Annotated in this window: 14 protein-coding genes; 5 read left to right on the top strand and 9 right to left on the bottom strand. The window is 43.8% G+C overall.

Features of this window, described 5'->3' with window-relative positions; genetic code table 11:
• Positions 1-123 precede the first annotated feature (123 nt).
• The 3 genes from FQ084_RS00185 (at position 124) to hemJ (ending at position 2542) form a co-directional block, all read left to right on the top strand.
• The gene (locus FQ084_RS00185; RefSeq protein ID WP_149488647.1) at positions 124-630 is read left to right on the top strand and encodes a hypothetical protein; all 507 of its coding nucleotides are present in this window, start codon (positions 124-126) and stop codon (positions 628-630) included.
• Positions 631-849: 219 nt separating this feature from the next.
• Positions 850-2013 carry a biotin synthase BioB gene (gene bioB, locus FQ084_RS00180; RefSeq protein ID WP_149488646.1) on the top strand — a complete coding sequence of 388 codons (1164 nt, stop codon included), beginning with the start codon at positions 850-852 and terminating at the stop codon, positions 2011-2013.
• A gap of 94 nt (positions 2014-2107) precedes the next feature.
• Complete coding sequence (gene hemJ / locus FQ084_RS00175; protein WP_149489536.1) at positions 2108-2542, top strand: protoporphyrinogen oxidase HemJ; 435 nt, start codon at positions 2108-2110, stop codon at positions 2540-2542.
• A 133-nt stretch (positions 2543-2675) separates the two neighbouring features.
• Here hemJ and FQ084_RS00170 read toward each other — a convergent pair whose 3' ends face one another.
• The 7 genes from FQ084_RS00170 to FQ084_RS00145 all read right to left on the bottom strand — a co-directional run bounded on the left by FQ084_RS00170 (position 2676) and on the right by FQ084_RS00145 (position 11452).
• On the bottom strand, positions 2676-3485 hold the full coding sequence (locus tag FQ084_RS00170) for a hypothetical protein (protein WP_149488645.1): 810 nt from the start codon (positions 3483-3485) through the stop codon (positions 2676-2678).
• 342 nt (positions 3486-3827) lie between these two features.
• Positions 3828-4319 (bottom strand): hypothetical protein, encoded by a 492-nt coding sequence (locus FQ084_RS00165; RefSeq protein ID WP_149488644.1) that lies wholly within the window; start codon positions 4317-4319, stop codon positions 3828-3830.
• A gap of 74 nt (positions 4320-4393) precedes the next feature.
• A complete protein-coding gene (gene rph / locus FQ084_RS00160) occupies positions 4394-5110 on the bottom strand; it encodes a ribonuclease PH (protein WP_149488643.1) in 717 nt (238 codons plus the stop codon).
• 233 nt (positions 5111-5343) lie between these two features.
• The gene (locus tag FQ084_RS00155; RefSeq protein WP_149488642.1) at positions 5344-7125 is read right to left on the bottom strand and encodes an AMP-binding protein; all 1782 of its coding nucleotides are present in this window, start codon (positions 7123-7125) and stop codon (positions 5344-5346) included.
• A gap of 453 nt (positions 7126-7578) precedes the next feature.
• Positions 7579-9306 (bottom strand): AMP-binding protein, encoded by a 1728-nt coding sequence (locus FQ084_RS00150; protein WP_149488641.1) that lies wholly within the window; start codon positions 9304-9306, stop codon positions 7579-7581.
• Positions 9307-9524: 218 nt separating this feature from the next.
• Entirely contained in the window at positions 9525-9647 is a 123-nt protein-coding gene (locus FQ084_RS13325) for a hypothetical protein (RefSeq protein WP_262880598.1), read from the bottom strand.
• Between the two features lie 14 nt (positions 9648-9661).
• A complete protein-coding gene (locus FQ084_RS00145) occupies positions 9662-11452 on the bottom strand; it encodes a vWA domain-containing protein (RefSeq protein ID WP_149488640.1) in 1791 nt (596 codons plus the stop codon).
• A gap of 318 nt (positions 11453-11770) precedes the next feature.
• On the opposite strand from FQ084_RS00145, the gene parC reads away from it, so the two are divergent.
• Both parC and FQ084_RS00135 read left to right on the top strand, forming a co-directional pair.
• On the top strand, positions 11771-14092 hold the full coding sequence (gene parC, locus FQ084_RS00140; protein WP_149488639.1) for a DNA topoisomerase IV subunit A: 2322 nt from the start codon (positions 11771-11773) through the stop codon (positions 14090-14092).
• Positions 14093-14337: 245 nt separating this feature from the next.
• Positions 14338-15129, top strand: a complete 792-nt coding sequence (locus FQ084_RS00135; RefSeq protein ID WP_149488638.1) for a Cof-type HAD-IIB family hydrolase — start codon at positions 14338-14340, stop codon at positions 15127-15129.
• A 212-nt stretch (positions 15130-15341) separates the two neighbouring features.
• Here FQ084_RS00135 and FQ084_RS00130 read toward each other — a convergent pair whose 3' ends face one another.
• The gene (locus FQ084_RS00130) at positions 15342-15605 is read right to left on the bottom strand and encodes a hypothetical protein (protein WP_149488637.1); all 264 of its coding nucleotides are present in this window, start codon (positions 15603-15605) and stop codon (positions 15342-15344) included.
• Between the two features lie 100 nt (positions 15606-15705).
• Positions 15706-16503, bottom strand: a complete 798-nt coding sequence (locus FQ084_RS00125; RefSeq protein ID WP_149488636.1) for a 3-oxoacyl-ACP reductase — start codon at positions 16501-16503, stop codon at positions 15706-15708.
• Positions 16504-16714: the final 211 nt, after the last annotated feature.

Below are 16714 nucleotides of genomic sequence, written 5' to 3'. Positions count from 1 at the left end.
CGTAACTCCTAAAGAATTGAAACCTATCATTCGTTCAATCGTTTATAATCTAATTATATATTTGTCGCAAAAATTGTTATAAAGTACGCATTATTTTGCGTCTTATTCTTTAGGAGTTCGATTATGTTTACTGTTCCTGTACTAGATATCAAGTCTGATCCGTTAGATGTTTTATTGGCAGTGATTGGTTACCGTTTATCGATGCTGGCTGATAGCGATAACGAAGACGTCAAAGCGCTGTTTGCTGATCGTAAAGTAACTATCGAGCTTGCCAGTACTGAAGCTGATGTTGCGCGTTATTATAGCTTTGATAATGGTGCATTTAGCCAACACAGCGGTCATGCTAAAAAAGCTGACCTGACCATTAACTTTAAAGACTCAATGACAGGCGTTAAGCTGTTGACCAAAGGCAGTCTTCCTGCTTTTATGACTGCCGTGCAAGAAGGTAACTTAACCATAGAAGGCGATTACAGCCTAATGATGTGGTTCAATAAGCTTGCCAAACACATCGTGCCAGCCATCCCAGAACAATACAAACCTTATATCCAAAAAGCCAAGCCATATGCTTATAAAGCACAAAAACTTGCTAACCATTGGATCGGTGTTGCTAAGCACAAGTTGGGTAAATAATTGAGTAATTTAGACAAGTAGCTGACTAACATTTAACAAGCTACTTAGCACTATTCTGATTTTCTAAAAAGGTTGCGGTATACTATACGGCAACCTTTTTTATTGCCTAGATTTTATCGCCTTAACTTCATAAAAGGCAAAAACCCAAGGTTACTTAATTTAAATAATAGTTATTAATTTATCTAACACTTCTAATACCGTTATAAAAGGATTTATCTCATGGCAGGATTGCTTAATATCTCAGAACCGAATGCCAATAACCATACTGATACGACACTTAATAATAAAAACGCGTCCCATAATTTTTTAGCGACATTAGCAACAGACGCAACTAATACCAAGCAACAAACAGCCAGTAAGCACAGCCGTGAACAGATTGCTCAATTATTTGATTTGCCATTGATGGATTTGTTATTACAAGCGCAGACGATACACCGCCAACACTTTACCGCCAATGAAGTACAAATCAGCACCTTATTGTCTATCAAAACGGGCAACTGCCCTGAAGATTGTGGCTACTGCTCCCAATCTGGTCATCACCGCGATACCACTAAGCTACAAGCAGAAAAACGGATCGAGGTCGATAAGGTCATCGCCGCCGCCAAACGCGCCAAGGCTACAGGTTCATCGCGATTTTGTATGGGTGCAGCGTGGAAGCACCCAAGTGCCAAAGACATGCCTTATGTGGTAGAGCTGGTGAAAGAGGTGAAAGCATTGGGGCTTGAAACCTGTATGACCCTTGGTATGCTAGATACAGACCAAGCGGCACAGTTGGCAGATGCTGGACTAGACTACTACAATCATAATCTAGATACCTCAAGAAGTTACTACGAGCAAGTCGTCAGCACCCGCAGCTATGATGAGCGTCTAGATACCATTGCAAACGTACGCAATTCAGGTATTAACGTTTGTAGTGGCAACATCGTTGGCATGGGCGAAAGCCGTGATGATCGCATTGACTGGGTCCATGAGCTGCTTAAAATGCCCAAAGCGCCTGAATCCATTCCGGTTAATCTACTGGTTCCTATTCAAGGGACACCGATCGGCGACAAGGTCTTAGCAGAAGGTCAGCTACCAGTCCTTGAATGGATACGGACTATTGCCGTGACGCGCATTTGCTGTCCAACCAGCTATGTCCGTCTATCTGCTGGGCGCGAAAGCTTGTCTGACTCTGAGCAAGCATTGGCATTTATGGCAGGGGCAAATTCATTCTTTTATGGTGATAAGCTTCTGACCACAGGCAATGCAAGTCAATCAGGCGATGATAGACTCATGCGTGAGCTTGGTTTGACTAAGCAGTTTGCCGCGCCACGAGCGCCGAAGCAAGTACCAGTACTTGACGCGATGAGTGGTCATCAGTCGCAAGTTGTCTTAGCAGAATAGATGCCATGCGTGCCGCTACCATTATCGCGTCATCTGCGCTAAGCTTGCCGACGTTATTGTGCATGAAATATTAAATCGTAAGAGAGAGAGTATGATGGCAGATTATTTTAATTGGATTAAAGCGGCACACATTATCTCCATGGTGTGCTGGTTTGCGGCGATATTCTATTTGCCACGCTTATTCGTTTATCATGCAATGAGTGACGATAGCATCAGCCACGAGCGTTTTGCCATTATGGAGCGCAAGCTCTATCGCGGCATCATGACGCCGTCGATGATAGCCACCTGGATATTTGGTCTATGGATGTTGGGACTGGGCTGGGATGTTTATAAAACTCAGGGCTGGCTACACGTAAAGCTCTTATTGGTGATACTGCTATCTGGCTATCATGGCGCATGCGGATTTTATCGTAAAAAGCTCATTGATAACCCGCATTACAAGTCGCATAAATTTTGGCGTTGGTTTAACGAAGTGCCAGTGTTTGCGTTGGTTATTATCGTGATTTTAGTGGTGGTAAAACCCTTTTAAAAATACCTAACAGTAAAGCTTATTTACCTTAAAAGTATTTTGTATTTTTATACTGAAAATCCATAAAAAAGCGTCCGTTACTTTAATAAGTGACGGACGCTTTTTTAGGTCTCAATAAGCTGATTAAATGCCTTTAAACGTTTGGTCGCATGATTTGATAAACATTGCTCAAATCATAAACACGGTAGCGCGCAGGCTCACGGCGATTTTCGCCCGCATAGCTGAGTATCAAGGCTTGCTTGGCGCTCTCATCAACCCAACCAACAAATAGTCCACTATGCTCGACGCCATTGTAGCCGTGGTTGATATAGTAGAGCCAATCACCGACTTCAATATCCTTGCTACTGGCATAAGGACCTTGACCGTAGGTGCCTTTATGGATGGTATCGCGGCTCACTCCTGCCCGGTTAAACACGGCATTGAGATAATCCCAGCAGCCACCTTTAATAATCGCACGCTCATTTAATGCCATCTTACGCGCGGTACTGATAACTTCGCGCGCCGCCTGACTGCTTTGGGTTTCAGCATTGCTCAGCAGCGGCAAATATTCGCTATCGACGTTATCATAATTGCCGGATAAAAATGCGGGCAGAACAGATGGTGCTTGGCGTTGTACTTCCGGATAACGATAATTGTTTTGAGCGTTACCAAGGTAAGCATTCTGATTAGAATGGTTGTTGTTAGAATAGCTTGGCTGCGCATTACTCGTATTTGAGCGATAGTTAGGAGAGGTATTAGCACGTTGGATGGTAGAGCGCGTGCTGATTTTGGCAGAAGGGACAGCCGAGTACGCTGGGCTATAACGGGCACTATAATCAGGTTGGGCAGATTTTTGCGCAATCAAGGTGCTCATACTATCGGCATGAACTTGACCGACCGCCCCGAAGCTAAGTAGAAATGCACTGCACGATGTTGTGATTGACCAAAGGGACAAACGCGACATGACTAACTCCTTGTCAACATATTATTGATAGCCTAGTATTCACAATTCAGTATTAATAATCTAGTATCGATATTCAGTATCAATAACCGCATTAACGATAAGATCAATAACCGCATTAACGATAAGTAAGATGAGATTTTTCAACCCTACTTATAAACCATTTGTACAGGAATCTGCAAGTATTATTGCTCTAAGATAAGCGATAAAAGGTGTGATATTAAGGATAAGTGGTCAGTCAGCGAAGGGTTTTAGAGAGGCGGGCGGCGATTTGAAAAGCATAGTCGGCCATCAGTTTGAATGTCAGTCATAGTATGATTAGAGCATTAAAAGCTGATCAATATTTTAATCGTTACTCATTTTAATATTAGCATGGCGCTTGGTCAGCGTCTGCCCTTGTAGGATAGCTTTGGCAGCGGTTGCTTCTTGGATATTGTCAAAACCGCTAATCAAGTACTTACGTATGTCATCACAATCAACAATCTGTAGCTGTTCACCGATCAGGTTGATTTTGTCGCCATCGGTCAGATGAATATGCTCACGTTTCCCTTGATGGTCATGCACCATCTCACCATCACGTACCCACAATACGCCGCTACTGATAACGCCGCTCATGGCTTTTTTATGCTGCTGGCGTTGCCGATTAAAAACGAAACTGCCAATGATAAGTAATGCCAGAGCGCCGATAGCCAAGCGCTCAGGTAGTAAACTCATTGCCAAAGCAACCGCCACTGCCCCAACCAATAATGCGAAGCCAAACCAAAACAACCCATTGTCAGCCGTACTAGGCTGACCTTGCAAAGTGATTTTAGCGCCGTCATCAGTCAGCTTTAGCATGCACGATTACCTATGAAAGAGCAGTGAAAGTATTATTAAAACACGAGTGTCAGCCGTATGGTGGTCTGATATGACTACCAGCCTAGGGCTGTTTTTTGCATGGCAATCAACTCAGCGATGCCTTTTTCGGCAAGAATCAGCATATCGTCTGCTTGAGTACGGGTAAATGGCTTTTCTTCTGCCGTACCTTGCAGCTCGATAAACTCACCTTTTTGGGTCATCACCACATTTAAATCGGTATCACAACTGGCGTCTTCTTCGTAGTTTAAATCGAGATACGCTTCGCCATCTTTCATACCAACAGATACTGCAGCTACCAAACCAATTAATGGATCAGCTTTTAATTTTTTGGTTTTTTGTAGGCTTTCTAACGCATCAATAAGGGCAATAGCGGCGCCCGTCACACTAGCCGTACGCGTGCCGCCATCCGCTTGCAACACATCACAATCAAGATAAATGGTATTTTCGCCAAGCTTACTCAAATCAATCATCGCCCTTAAGCTACGACCGATTAAACGCTGGATTTCTTGCGTACGACCTGATTGTTTACCGCGTGCCGCTTCACGTTGATTACGGGTATTGGTCGCACGTGGCAACATACCGTATTCCGCTGTAATCCAGCCCTTGCCTTTACCTTTGAGCCAGCGCGGCACGCCAGACTCAACGCTCGCGGTACATAATACTTTGGTATCGCCAAAGCTGACCAATACTGACCCTTCGGCATGCTTAGTGTAATGGCGCTCAAAGCTGATTGAGCGAAGTTGGTTAAGCTCACGGTTGTCAATACGCATAAAATTTCCTAGTACGGTGTTGTAAAAGCAGGATTATAAAATAAGAGGTTCGTCGCTACGTGGTTGATTGGTATTTATTTGGTGGGGTATGATGGTCATTGTTACACCACCCTAAAAAACAACCGCAGGCCCTAGCAGACATCAATATGACGATATCCTAACGTGACAGCGGCGCAATAGCAAGATTCGCTCAAGCTATTACGCCGCTGCTTTAGTAAGATTTAGCGTTGATTTTATTCTAAACCTTCCATCTTACGCAATTCTTTACGTAGGATTTTACCGACGTTTGATTTTGGTAATTCATCAACGAATTGGATATGACGCGGACGTTTATAGCCAGTCAATTGCTTTTTGCCAAAATCAAGCAACTCTTGCTCGGTCACATCGCCTTTTTTGACCACAAACAGCTTTGGCTCTTCACCGCGCTGGTCATTCGGAATACCAATGGCACCGCACTCCACTACTCCTGGATGCTCGCTCATGACTTCTTCGATTTCATTTGGATACACGTTAAAACCAGAAACCAAAATCATGTCTTTTTTGCGATCGACAATTTTTATAAAACCTTTTTCGTCCATAATACCGATGTCACCTGTTTTGAGGTGACCACTGGCCGTAAAGGCTTCAGCCGTTTCTTCAGGACGATTTTGATAGCCAATCATCACTTGCGGACCTTTGACACAAATTTCACCGCGATCACCTAGTGCGACTTCATTTTCCTCTTCATCAATCAAAATTACGTCGGTGCTAGAGGCAGGAATACCAATTTTACCGGTAAATTCAGAGATGGTCATCGGGTTAAAGGCAACCACTGGTGAGGTCTCAGACAAACCATAGCCTTCAACGATGGGCAGACCAGTGATTTTATGCCACTCTTTTGCCACGCTTGGCAATACTGACATACCGCCGCCAATCGATGCTTTTAGGTTAGAGAAATCTAGGTCAGCAAAGCCTTCTTTATGAACCAAACCATTAAACAAGGTGTTTACCGCAGGGATGTAGGCAGGTTTATATTTGCCCATCTCTTTAATGAGACCATCCAAATCACGTGGGTTCGGGATGAGCAAGCCTGCACAACCTTGGTACATACTATACATGCCACAAACCATAAATGAGAACACATGGTATAGCGGTAGTGCGGTCAAAAGAACATCCGTAGCGTCGATATCATCTTCGAAAGCACTATCCATCAAGACACTAATCTGCAGCATATTAGCGACTAAATTACCATGCGAGAGCATTGCACCTTTGGCAACACCGGTCGTACCGCCAGTATATTGCAACAATGCCACATCGCTTAAATTTAAATCTGGACGCTTATATTTGCTGGCTGAGACTGCATTTAACGCATGCTTAAAGCTGGTGCTCTCTGGCAGATGATAAGCTGGAATCATCTTTTTGATATGGCGCGCGACCAAGTTAACCACTGGCCCTTTTATCGTGCCTAGCATGTCGCCAATTTTACAGACGATGACATGCTTAACCTGACCCTTATCTTCCGCATCTTGATAGGTTTTTGCAAAATTCTCAACGATAAATAAGGCTTTCGTACCACTGTCATGTAGCTGATGCGATAACTCACGACTGGTATATAAAGGGTTGACATTAACCAGCACCATACCAGCACGTATGATACCTAACGCCACCACTGGATACTGCAAGATATTGGGCATCATCACCCCCACTTTATCGCCTTTCACCAATCCTAGCGATTGTAAGTAGCTAGCAATTTGACGACTGTATAAGTCTAATTGCTTATAGGTAATAGAGGCGCCCATGCAGATGTAGGCAGGTTTTTGTCCATAACGGCTAAAGTTACGCTCGAACACTTCAAGTAAAGACGTACTGTCATCTGGCATATCGATTGTTGCCCCGATACCATAGCGCTCATAAGAGCTCAGCCATGGACTGTCGCTATCTATCGTCGGCATGGTAGGAAATGCATTTTCAACCATTGATTGAGTATTACTCGCAGCGTTATGATTGGTGGTTTCTTTATTGATACTGTCCGTCATAGTCTTTCCTAAATGTTACCGTTAAATATAGAGTATATTTTCTGCCCTTACCGTGGTCGCCAACCACGTATTTATAAAATTAAAAACCTGTGAATAACAAACTGCTCATCACCTAAGCGCTGGGCACCACGGTTATGCACAAAATTTTTAAATCGAAAAATTTTAGGCTGATGCCTAAGTTTACGCTCACTATTATGCAAGCGGTTAATCACGCACTTTTATCGTGAAATAAAAAGAGATAATCGGTATGAACTATAGCAGTTTTGCTCACCATTCTCTATGAATACGGTCAAATCATCCTAGAAAAATAAAAAAAATGATAAGGTCTTATATAAACGACCTTATCATTTTTCACTATTACCACATCGAATACCTAGTGGTTTTCAACTCTATTTATCATGCATTAAAACTGATAATTATGGGTAAAAAGCTTGATATTCGATGCTAAGTTACTTAACCGTGATTCTTCTCTTCTAAAGCGCGTAAGTCTTTGTGTAAAATCTTACCAACGTTAGATTTTGGTAACTCATCGATAAACTCAACATAGCGTGGGCGCTTATAGCCAGTGAGATGTTCTTTACTATAAGCAAGCACTTCTTCCTTCGTCAAGCTGTCATCACTACGTACGACATAAATCTTCGGTACTTCGCCACTCTTTTCATCATCGACACCGATGACGCCACATTCCAAAATCTTTGGATGAGCTGACATCACATCTTCCACTTCGTTTGGATAAACGTTAAATCCTGATACCAAAATCATATTCTTTTTGCGATCGACAATCTTAAAGTAGCCTTCTTCATCCATCACGCCGATATCACCGGTACGGAAATAACCGTCAGAAGTCATGACTTCAGCTGTCGCATCTTCGCGCTTCCAGTAACCTTTCATTACCTGCGGACCACGAACACAAATCTCGCCACGCTCACCCAGTGCGACTTCATTACCCTCTTCATCCAAGATAGCCATGTCCGTTCCAGGCATCGGTAGACCGATATTACCTGAGAACTCACCGGTACCTTCCGGGTTTGCTGATGCAACGGGAGAGGTCTCTGATAGACCATAACCTTGAACGATGATATTACCGGTAATTTTTTGCCATTTTTCAGCGGTGTCTTTTAAAACTGCCATCCCGCCGCCCATAGACATCTCAAGCTTGCTATGATCTAAGGCTTTAAATGCCTCACTATTAGCGAGCGCATTAAATAGCGTGTTTACTGCTGGGAAAAACGCGGGTGGGTAGTCTTTATAAGCTTTGATTAAGCTTGCGCCATCACGTGGGTTTGGCACCAATAGTCCGATACAGCCGCGATATAAGCCAAACATGCCACAAACCGTGAATGAGAAAATATGATACAGCGGCAAGGCAGTCATAATAACAGGCTGCTCATTAAGCCCTTCAAACTTATCAAAAGCATCGCCAAGATACGTATCACACTGAATTAAGTTTGCGACCAAGTTGCCGTGCGTGAGCATTGCGCCTTTTGCGACACCTGTTGTACCACCGGTATACTGTAGTACTGCCACATCCTCAAGCCCGATATTGGTTGGACGTTTATACTTTTTAGCCGATAATTTATTGAGGGCTTTTTTAAAGTTTACGCTCTTTTTAAGCGTGTAGTGAGGCACCAGTTTTTTGACGCGGCGCACGACAGTATTGACGATAAAACCTTTTAACGGGCTCATCAAATCACCCATCGAGGTGACCATAACATGATCCACCAAGTCTTTGCCAATGTCTTCATAGGTTTTGGCAAAGTTCTCCAGAATAAACAACGCTTTGGCCTCAGAGTCTTCTAACTGATGCTTCAGTTCTTGTGTGGTATACAGTGGATTGACGTTGACCAAGGTCATGCCAGCACGTAGAACACCTAATACGGTAACCGGCAGCTGTAAGATATTGGGCATCATAACCGCCACTTTATCGCCTTTTTGCAGTCCAAGCGATTGTAAGTAAGCGGCAATTTGTTTGCTATAACGATCTAAATCTTCGTAGGAGAGCTTTACATCCATACATACAAAAGCGGTACGACCAGCATGTTTAACAAAATTCTGTTCAAATATATCGATTAAAGAGGTATTGGCGGCTGGCATATCAATATGATATTGAATACCAAGCTTTTCATAAGTTTTGAGCCACGCTTTGTCATCACGACGAATTAAGTTACCCTGATTTTCCATAATCTTACTGCTCCTAGTAATGGTGTGCTGCTGTTAACCCTTCTCTATCACAGAGTGATAAACATACCAAACATCGTCGTATAAGCTGACCAGCGGCTGACGATATAAACGTATGGCGATGGGTAAAAAAATATAGCGATAAATAGCCCTTTGTTGATTAACATACACACTTTATACAAACTACTCAATATAAAAGATTGCTACCTGAGTTCTTAAACTTACTTGACGGTAATTAATACTATATCTATCAACTGCCTATCTATAAAACGACCGACGACATCACTGATGATTACCACTAACTTGCTACCGAACAATGCTTTTTTATCAATAAAAACAACCATGCCTGACGCTTTTATTACCGTTTATGGTCAAGGGCGCTGGCCAGCTCAGTTAAAGTCACAAAGTTACGCCGCGTGCCGTCTTTATCGCTAGCCGGTTTTTGTGCAAGGGTGCTGGTCACAAGGTTGCTGCTGTCGCTATATTGCCAGTCATTAATATAATCGCTTTGGCTTAAGCGTTGACCGAAGCCCGCTACCGCGATGGCAAACTGGGTATCGATAGTGCTTTTGTTTAAAGGAAGACTGACATGATTAATCGGTTGACTGATTAGTTTAGAGCTACCGCCCGTAGGCGCTTTATAACGAATATTTAGATAGCCGAGCTCATTGGTTTTTTTACCGCTAGCTATCTGCTTTGACTTATTATCACTATAACGACGCTCACTGTATAAACCTTTTTTACCCGTTGGCGTCACCTCAAACAGCGCAATAACTGCTTTACCTGCCCCCAACTCGCCTGCATCGACTTTATCATTATTAAAATCTTGCTCATTTAATACGCGGTTTTCATAACCTATCAAGCGCCATTCGCTGACCACATTAGGGTTGAACTCTACTTGCACTTTTACATCTTTGGCAACGGTATTAAAAGTCGCTGCCAGCTCATCACCAAAGACTTTTTTAGCTTCAGTCAAACTGTCGATATAGCTATAGTTACCATTGCCACTATCCGCCATTTGCTCCATCATATGATCGTTGAGATTGCCACGACCAAAGCCAACGGTCGACAAGGATATACCACGGTCGCGATTGGCTTTGACTAAATCTAGCATCTCATCGACAGCGCTGATACCGACATTAAAGTCGCCATCGGTCAGCATCATAATACGATTGATACCGTTCTTCTTCAGCCCTTGCTCTGCTTGTCTATAAGCCAGCTTGAGCGCATCTTCACCATTGGTCGATCCACCGGCACTTAAGCCTTCTATCGCTGCCAGTATTTTTGCTTTTTGGTCACCACTGGTCGCAGGCAATGCCACACTGGTACTGCCCGAATAAGTAACAATACTGATGCTGTCTTGGGCGCGCAGCTGCTCCGTGAGTAATTTAAGCGATGACTGCGCTAGTGGCAGCTTATCTTGTGACGACATAGAGCCTGACACATCCACCAAAAACACCAGATTAGCGGGCGGCATGGCTTGCTTGTCACTTTTATTAGACCAGCTATTATCAACCGCTTTAATACCAACTTTAACAATCTTATTATCCTGATCTGCCTTATCCCACGGCGAGTCGACCACTTCGGTGGCGACGACAAATGGCGCGTTGGCGATACGTTTACCCTCATCAAATTGATAATTAAAATAATTCATCAGCTCCTCTACCCTTACAGCATCAACAGGTGGCAACTGCCCTTCATTAAGATAGCGACGTACGTTGGCATAACTGCCGGTATCAGTGTCGATAGATAAGGTAGCAATAGCCATTTCAGTGGTGCGATGTACTGGATTAGAGGTGTTCTTTTGATAATTATCACGCGCTGGTGGGCGTACGGTTATGCCAGATAAAGGACGCACACTCCATTGCGGCGCCGATCGTGTCATCATGCTCACAGTATTGTCAGCAGGGGCAGTGCTTGGCATTGCTACCTCCGACTGGGCGACTGGTACAATAGGCTGGACAGATTTTGCATTCTCTAATGGCTTTACGGCATCTTGATTGACAGTGCTACTGGTTGGCGCAGGCATCGGCGTGCTCATTTGCGATGAGCTACACGCCGTCAAGCACATACTGGTGACCACACTAACGACCAATGCATTTCTGGTTAGATTCTGAGCAAGGGTTGGTGATAAAGAGGCAGATGACATAGTCGCTACTCCATAGGATAGACAGTGCTAGACAAGGTGATTAAGGCTTTTATCCTGACAAAATTTCTGTAGTTATTGAATACTAAAATGCTAAAAACCTGTTAATTCACTATACTTATCTTATTTTGTAAAAGCTATCAGCCAACGCACACTAGACACCTCATTCCTAGTAAGTCATATCTGGCACGTCACGACCTGTCGTCTATTCTGACTTATGCCTTTTTAATTCTGCCAATATCCTTTACGATAGCACTATCCTAATTGTACGCTTGAACCAATTATTTATACCTATTAAAACTGATAAGTGAAACCTACTTTATGTCCGATGTTATTGATCATACGATTACCCCCATCATTCCTAGTGAACCTATGGACACCCGCTCAGTGGCGGAGTTCACTGAGCAGGCCTATCTCAACTATGCCATGTACGTCATCATGGATCGGGCACTACCCAATATCGCTGACGGTCTAAAACCTGTGCAACGTCGTATCGTCTATGCCATGAGCGAGCTGGGGCTAAAGTCGACTGCCAAAGCCAAAAAATCTGCGCGTACCGTCGGTGACGTCTTAGGTAAATACCACCCACATGGTGATAGTGCTTGTTATGAAGCCATGGTACTAATGGCGCAGCCGTTTAGCTATCGCTACCCGCTCATCACCGGTCAAGGTAACTGGGGTAGCCCTGATGATCCTAAGTCGTTTGCTGCCATGCGTTATACCGAAGCCAAAATGTCGGCTTACGCCAATACCTTGCTTGCAGAACTCGGACAAGGCACCGTTGATTGGCAGGATAACTTCGATGGCACGATGCAAGAGCCAACCACCCTACCTGCCCGCCTACCCAATATTTTATTAAATGGTACGACTGGTATTGCCGTTGGTATGGCAACCGACATTCCACCGCACAATCTTAATGAGGTGGTACGCGCCGCTATTCGTCTGCTAAAAAACCCTGAGTTATCGGTTAAGCAATTAACACAGTCGATACCAGCACCTGACTTGCCGACCCCAGCTGAGATCATCACCAGTAAAAAAGACTTACAAGCCATGTATGAGACTGGACGTGGCAGTTATAAAATGCGCGCGACCTTTCATATTGACCCAAAAGAGAAGAATTTAGTCATCATCGACGCGCTTCCTTATCAAGTCTCAGGCAATAAGATTCAAGAGCAAATCGCTAAGCTGATGACCGATAAGAAGTTACCGTGGATTGTTGATATTCATGATGAGTCCGATCATGAAAACGCCTGTCGTATCGTGCTCGAGTTACGCTCTTCACGGGTCGATGTCGATCGTGTCATGAGTCATTTGTTTGCCAGTACCGATCTTGAAAGCAATTACCGCGTCAATATGAATATGATTGGTCTAAACGGTAAGCCACAGGTCAAAAACCTCAAAGAAATCTTAGAAGAATGGCTCGTCTGTCGCCGCTCAGTGGTTACGCGCCGTCTGCAATATCGCCTTGATAAAATCGATAAACGCTTACATATTCTGGCAGGTTTGCTGATTGCTTATCTGAATATTGATGAAGTCATTCGCATCATTCGCGAAGAAGACGATCCAAAATTATCGTTAATGCAAGATTATGACCTCACTGAGATTCAAGCCAATGCTATCTTGGATATTCGTCTGCGCCAATTAGCTAAGCTCGAAGAGATTGAACTGCGCCGCGAGCAAGATGAGCTCGCTGCCGAACGCGCCATCATCCAAGAATATTTGGATAATCCTGACAGCTTGACCAATCTTATGATTGATGAGCTCACCGCCGATATGAAGGAACACGGTAACGAGCGTGTGTCACAATTGGCGGAACGTGAAGAAGCACAAGCATTAAAAGAGTCTGATCTCGTCCCGAGTGAGCCTGTGACCGCTATCCTATCGAAAGCGGGCTGGATTCGCGCCGCCAAAGGTCATGACGTCGATGCTACTGGTATGACTTATCGTTCAGGTGATAGCTATCAAGCACACGTCCGCGCTAAATCTAACGAGAGAATCTACGTGCTCGACAGCACCGGACGCAGCTATAGTATCGACGCCCATAACCTCGCCTCGGCACGTGGGCAAGGCGATCCATTGACCAGTGTTTTAAAGCCGCCCGCAGGCGCCAGCTTTGAGCAGCTATTAACCGGTGCAGATGATCAGCGCATTATCCTCGCCAGCTCCGCAGGTTATGGCTTTATCAATACCATCGGCAATCTTGATAGCAATCAAAAAGCGGGGAAAAACATCATTAATCTAGCGACTGATAGTCGATTGCTGCCGGTTGCACGTATCGATGCGCCAGCGGATATGACTGCCAACGCTAATAATGGAAACGCCGAAGGTGAAAACAGCACCACAAGCGCCACTCCTGACCATATCGCCGTCGTGACCAATGCGGGATATTTACTGATATTTGCCCTTGATGATTTGCCTGAACAGGCTCGTGGTAAAGGTAATAAGATGATTAAATTAAAAGATGGTGAAGAAGTGCTTGCCATCACGCCACTCAGTCAGCAAGACAGCCTAATCATCACCGCTGGCAAACGCCACGTGACGCTAAAGCCTAATGATTTGGCTAATTATACGGGCACACGTGGTAATCGTGGTGGGCAGTTGCCAAGAGGCTTTCAGAATGTGACGAGTGTTGAGGTTGGTTGATGAGAGTAAATACATGAGCTTAGTTATCAATATGAAAGAGGAGTTTAATGAATCTCCTAATGTCAGGGAAAACGATAAATCTAACAGTAGTGTGGGTTCATCGATACTACTTTTTATTGTTTGTTTACTAGTTTGGGGAAAAATGGTTTCGTATGGTCAACATACACTCATAACTGCTTTACTACCTAAAGTATGACAATCAACCTCAGAAAAAATATCTAAAATAAATAATTTGGAATATAAAGATGTTAAATACTCAAACCCCAAAAATCATATTCTTTGACATTGATGATACGCTCAGCCGTAACGGTATTATCGCCGCGCACAACCAAGCGACCCTTGAAGCGCTTGCTGAGACTGATATTAAACTGGTGATTTCAACGGGGCGTTCTAAAGCGATATTGCCAGCGGATATTTTAGGCTTACTGGAAGCGGATATATTAGATGCTATTATTTGTATGAATGGTCAATATAGCTTTGATAATAAGGGCTTAATCAGTCATTATCCGTTATCAGATACCCAGACTGATAAGATTGTAATGCTGTGCCAAAAGAGTGAACTTATCCATAAATTTGACTCGGCGACTCATATCGCATGGTCACATGAAAACGCGCGCCTGCGTGAATACAATGCCATAACGCCAAACTCTATTCTTGATCCAAATTATCATAAGGCAAATACGGTTTATCAATGTTCGGTATTCTTTAACAATCAAGAAGAGAAAATGCAGGACGTCGATTTTGCTCAAGATGATTTAAAACTGGTACATTGGCATCATATTGGCGCAGATATCTTGCCGGTAAATGCTTCCAAAGCTCGCGGTATTAAAGACGTTTGTCAATATTATGGCGTAGACGCGCGCGAGTGCATGGCGTTTGGTGATGGCATGAATGACTTAGAGATGTTTGATTTGGTCGGCTATGCGGTGGCGATGGGCGATGCGCAACCCGCCCTAATCGAGCGTGCAGATTTCGTCACTGGCACGATTGAAGAATACGGAATACAAGAAGTGCTTGAGCAATTTAAGATAGCCTAATAAACAGAACCGTTTCAAGAAAAAGCAGTCAAAACACCTGTCTTAATAGCCAATAAAAACCCTTGCCAAACACTGACAAGGGTTTTGTTTTTCTAATAACTGCTAATTTTTACGTCATCATTCAGAGCTGATTGACTTAATAAGGTAGCGAGGTACCAAGACTAATGCCGCAAGTAACTATCTTAACAATTAAATATAGGGCAAAAAAGGACTTAACGCTTCCTTGTCATCAGACTATAAACCCAGCCACCAATTTTATAAAAGCCGACGACCATCAGGATAAGCACCAGCGCTGCCAGCACATAGGCCAGCCAAGTGGGCACACTACTCAGCCAACCAATGGTAAATGCCAAGCCCATAAAAGTTTCTACCGGCCAGTTTAGGATAGGCGTTGGTGAGCCAGCATGGAACATCATCATAAAAGCGAATATGCCAAGCACTGCAGTGATAATTCCAGCTCGTTTGCGGTTATTCATCTTATCCCTCTATCTATTATTTAATCAATGTGGTAAGAGCTTTACTTGGCTTTTTATTTTGCTATTTTTATTAACGTTTAGACATCACGGCATCAAAACCTTAAGGCATAGTCAAACCACCATCGACAGCGATAGACTGTCCGGTAATGGCCAAGCTCAAATCAGACGCCATTAGTAGCACCGAATTGGCAAAGTCAGCCACCGAGGTTGCTTTACGTAATGGCGTGGTGGTCGCGATATAATCAAAGACTTCTTCAGTTGTCAAACGGCTTGCATCCGTGGTTTGTAGCAGTCCGCCTGCTAGCAAGTTAACGCGGATTCCATATTGTCCAAGCTCAGCGGCTAAGTTACGCGTCAGCCCAATCAATGCAGATTTGGCAGTGGTATAGTCGTAATACGTGACCACCGGATTATAAACAAGATTGGTTGAGATATTGACAATCTTGCCCATTCTTTGCGCTTTCATTTGTGGTAGTACCGCTTGCACGGTATTGACCGCACCTTTCACAATACCGTCAAGCTGCTGCGAAAAATGCGCCCATTTGACGGTTTCGATACTGGTATAGTCGGCACTGGGATTAAAGTGATAGCTTGGCAAAGCGTTATTGACCAATATATCGATGCGGCCATAACGCGTAACCACTTCAGCTGCCAGCGCTTGCATTTGTGCTAAGTCGCTAACATCAGCTTGATAAGCAAATGCTTGACCACCTGCTGCGATGATATCAGTAACCACTTGGTCAGCAGCCTCTTTACTATTAAGATAATTGACGCAAACGCGCGCGCCTGCTGCTGCCATTTGCTCAGCAATCTGGGCGCCAAGTCCGCGACTAGCGCCAGTAACGATAGCGACTTTATCCGTGAGAAGCGCTGGAATCATTGGTTTACTCTGAGTCATGATGTTGCATCCTTTATTATTGTGTTATGGTTAATCTATTTATTTTATAAAATTATATTGTTGAGTGGCGGCTGAAAATAAACCAACGCTCATCATAGCATGATTGTTTACGCTCATTATCTTACAAAGGTTTAACAATAAACCTCATACTACTACTTATAAATAATTCTTAGCCAGTTCTCAGCATTAGCTCTAATAATTGTATGAATAT

Origin of the sequence: Psychrobacter sp. ANT_WB68 (assembly GCF_008369115.1) — a bacterium.
In the GTDB taxonomy this organism is placed as follows: domain Bacteria; phylum Pseudomonadota; class Gammaproteobacteria; order Pseudomonadales; family Moraxellaceae; genus Psychrobacter.
Note: the sequence above shows the minus strand (reverse complement) of the source record. Positions and strands in the feature narration are given on the sequence as shown.

Coding starts and splice junctions, on each gene's coding strand:
- FQ084_RS00185 (WP_149488647.1), top strand. CDS start 124: ATGTTTACTGTTCCTGTACTAGATATCAAGTCTGATCCGTTAGATGTT.
- bioB (WP_149488646.1), top strand. CDS start 850: ATGGCAGGATTGCTTAATATCTCAGAACCGAATGCCAATAACCATACT.
- hemJ (WP_149489536.1), top strand. CDS start 2,108: ATGGCAGATTATTTTAATTGGATTAAAGCGGCACACATTATCTCCATG.
- FQ084_RS00170 (WP_149488645.1), bottom strand. CDS start 3,485: ATGTCGCGTTTGTCCCTTTGGTCAATCACAACATCGTGCAGTGCATTT.
- FQ084_RS00165 (WP_149488644.1), bottom strand. CDS start 4,319: ATGCTAAAGCTGACTGATGACGGCGCTAAAATCACTTTGCAAGGTCAG.
- rph (WP_149488643.1), bottom strand. CDS start 5,110: ATGCGTATTGACAACCGTGAGCTTAACCAACTTCGCTCAATCAGCTTT.
- FQ084_RS00155 (WP_149488642.1), bottom strand. CDS start 7,125: ATGACGGACAGTATCAATAAAGAAACCACCAATCATAACGCTGCGAGT.
- FQ084_RS00150 (WP_149488641.1), bottom strand. CDS start 9,306: ATGGAAAATCAGGGTAACTTAATTCGTCGTGATGACAAAGCGTGGCTC.
- FQ084_RS13325 (WP_262880598.1), bottom strand. CDS start 9,647: ATGGTTGTTTTTATTGATAAAAAAGCATTGTTCGGTAGCAAGTTAGTG.
- FQ084_RS00145 (WP_149488640.1), bottom strand. CDS start 11,452: ATGTCATCTGCCTCTTTATCACCAACCCTTGCTCAGAATCTAACCAGA.
- parC (WP_149488639.1), top strand. CDS start 11,771: ATGTCCGATGTTATTGATCATACGATTACCCCCATCATTCCTAGTGAA.
- FQ084_RS00135 (WP_149488638.1), top strand. CDS start 14,338: ATGTTAAATACTCAAACCCCAAAAATCATATTCTTTGACATTGATGAT.
- FQ084_RS00130 (WP_149488637.1), bottom strand. CDS start 15,605: ATGAATAACCGCAAACGAGCTGGAATTATCACTGCAGTGCTTGGCATA.
- FQ084_RS00125 (WP_149488636.1), bottom strand. CDS start 16,503: ATGACTCAGAGTAAACCAATGATTCCAGCGCTTCTCACGGATAAAGTC.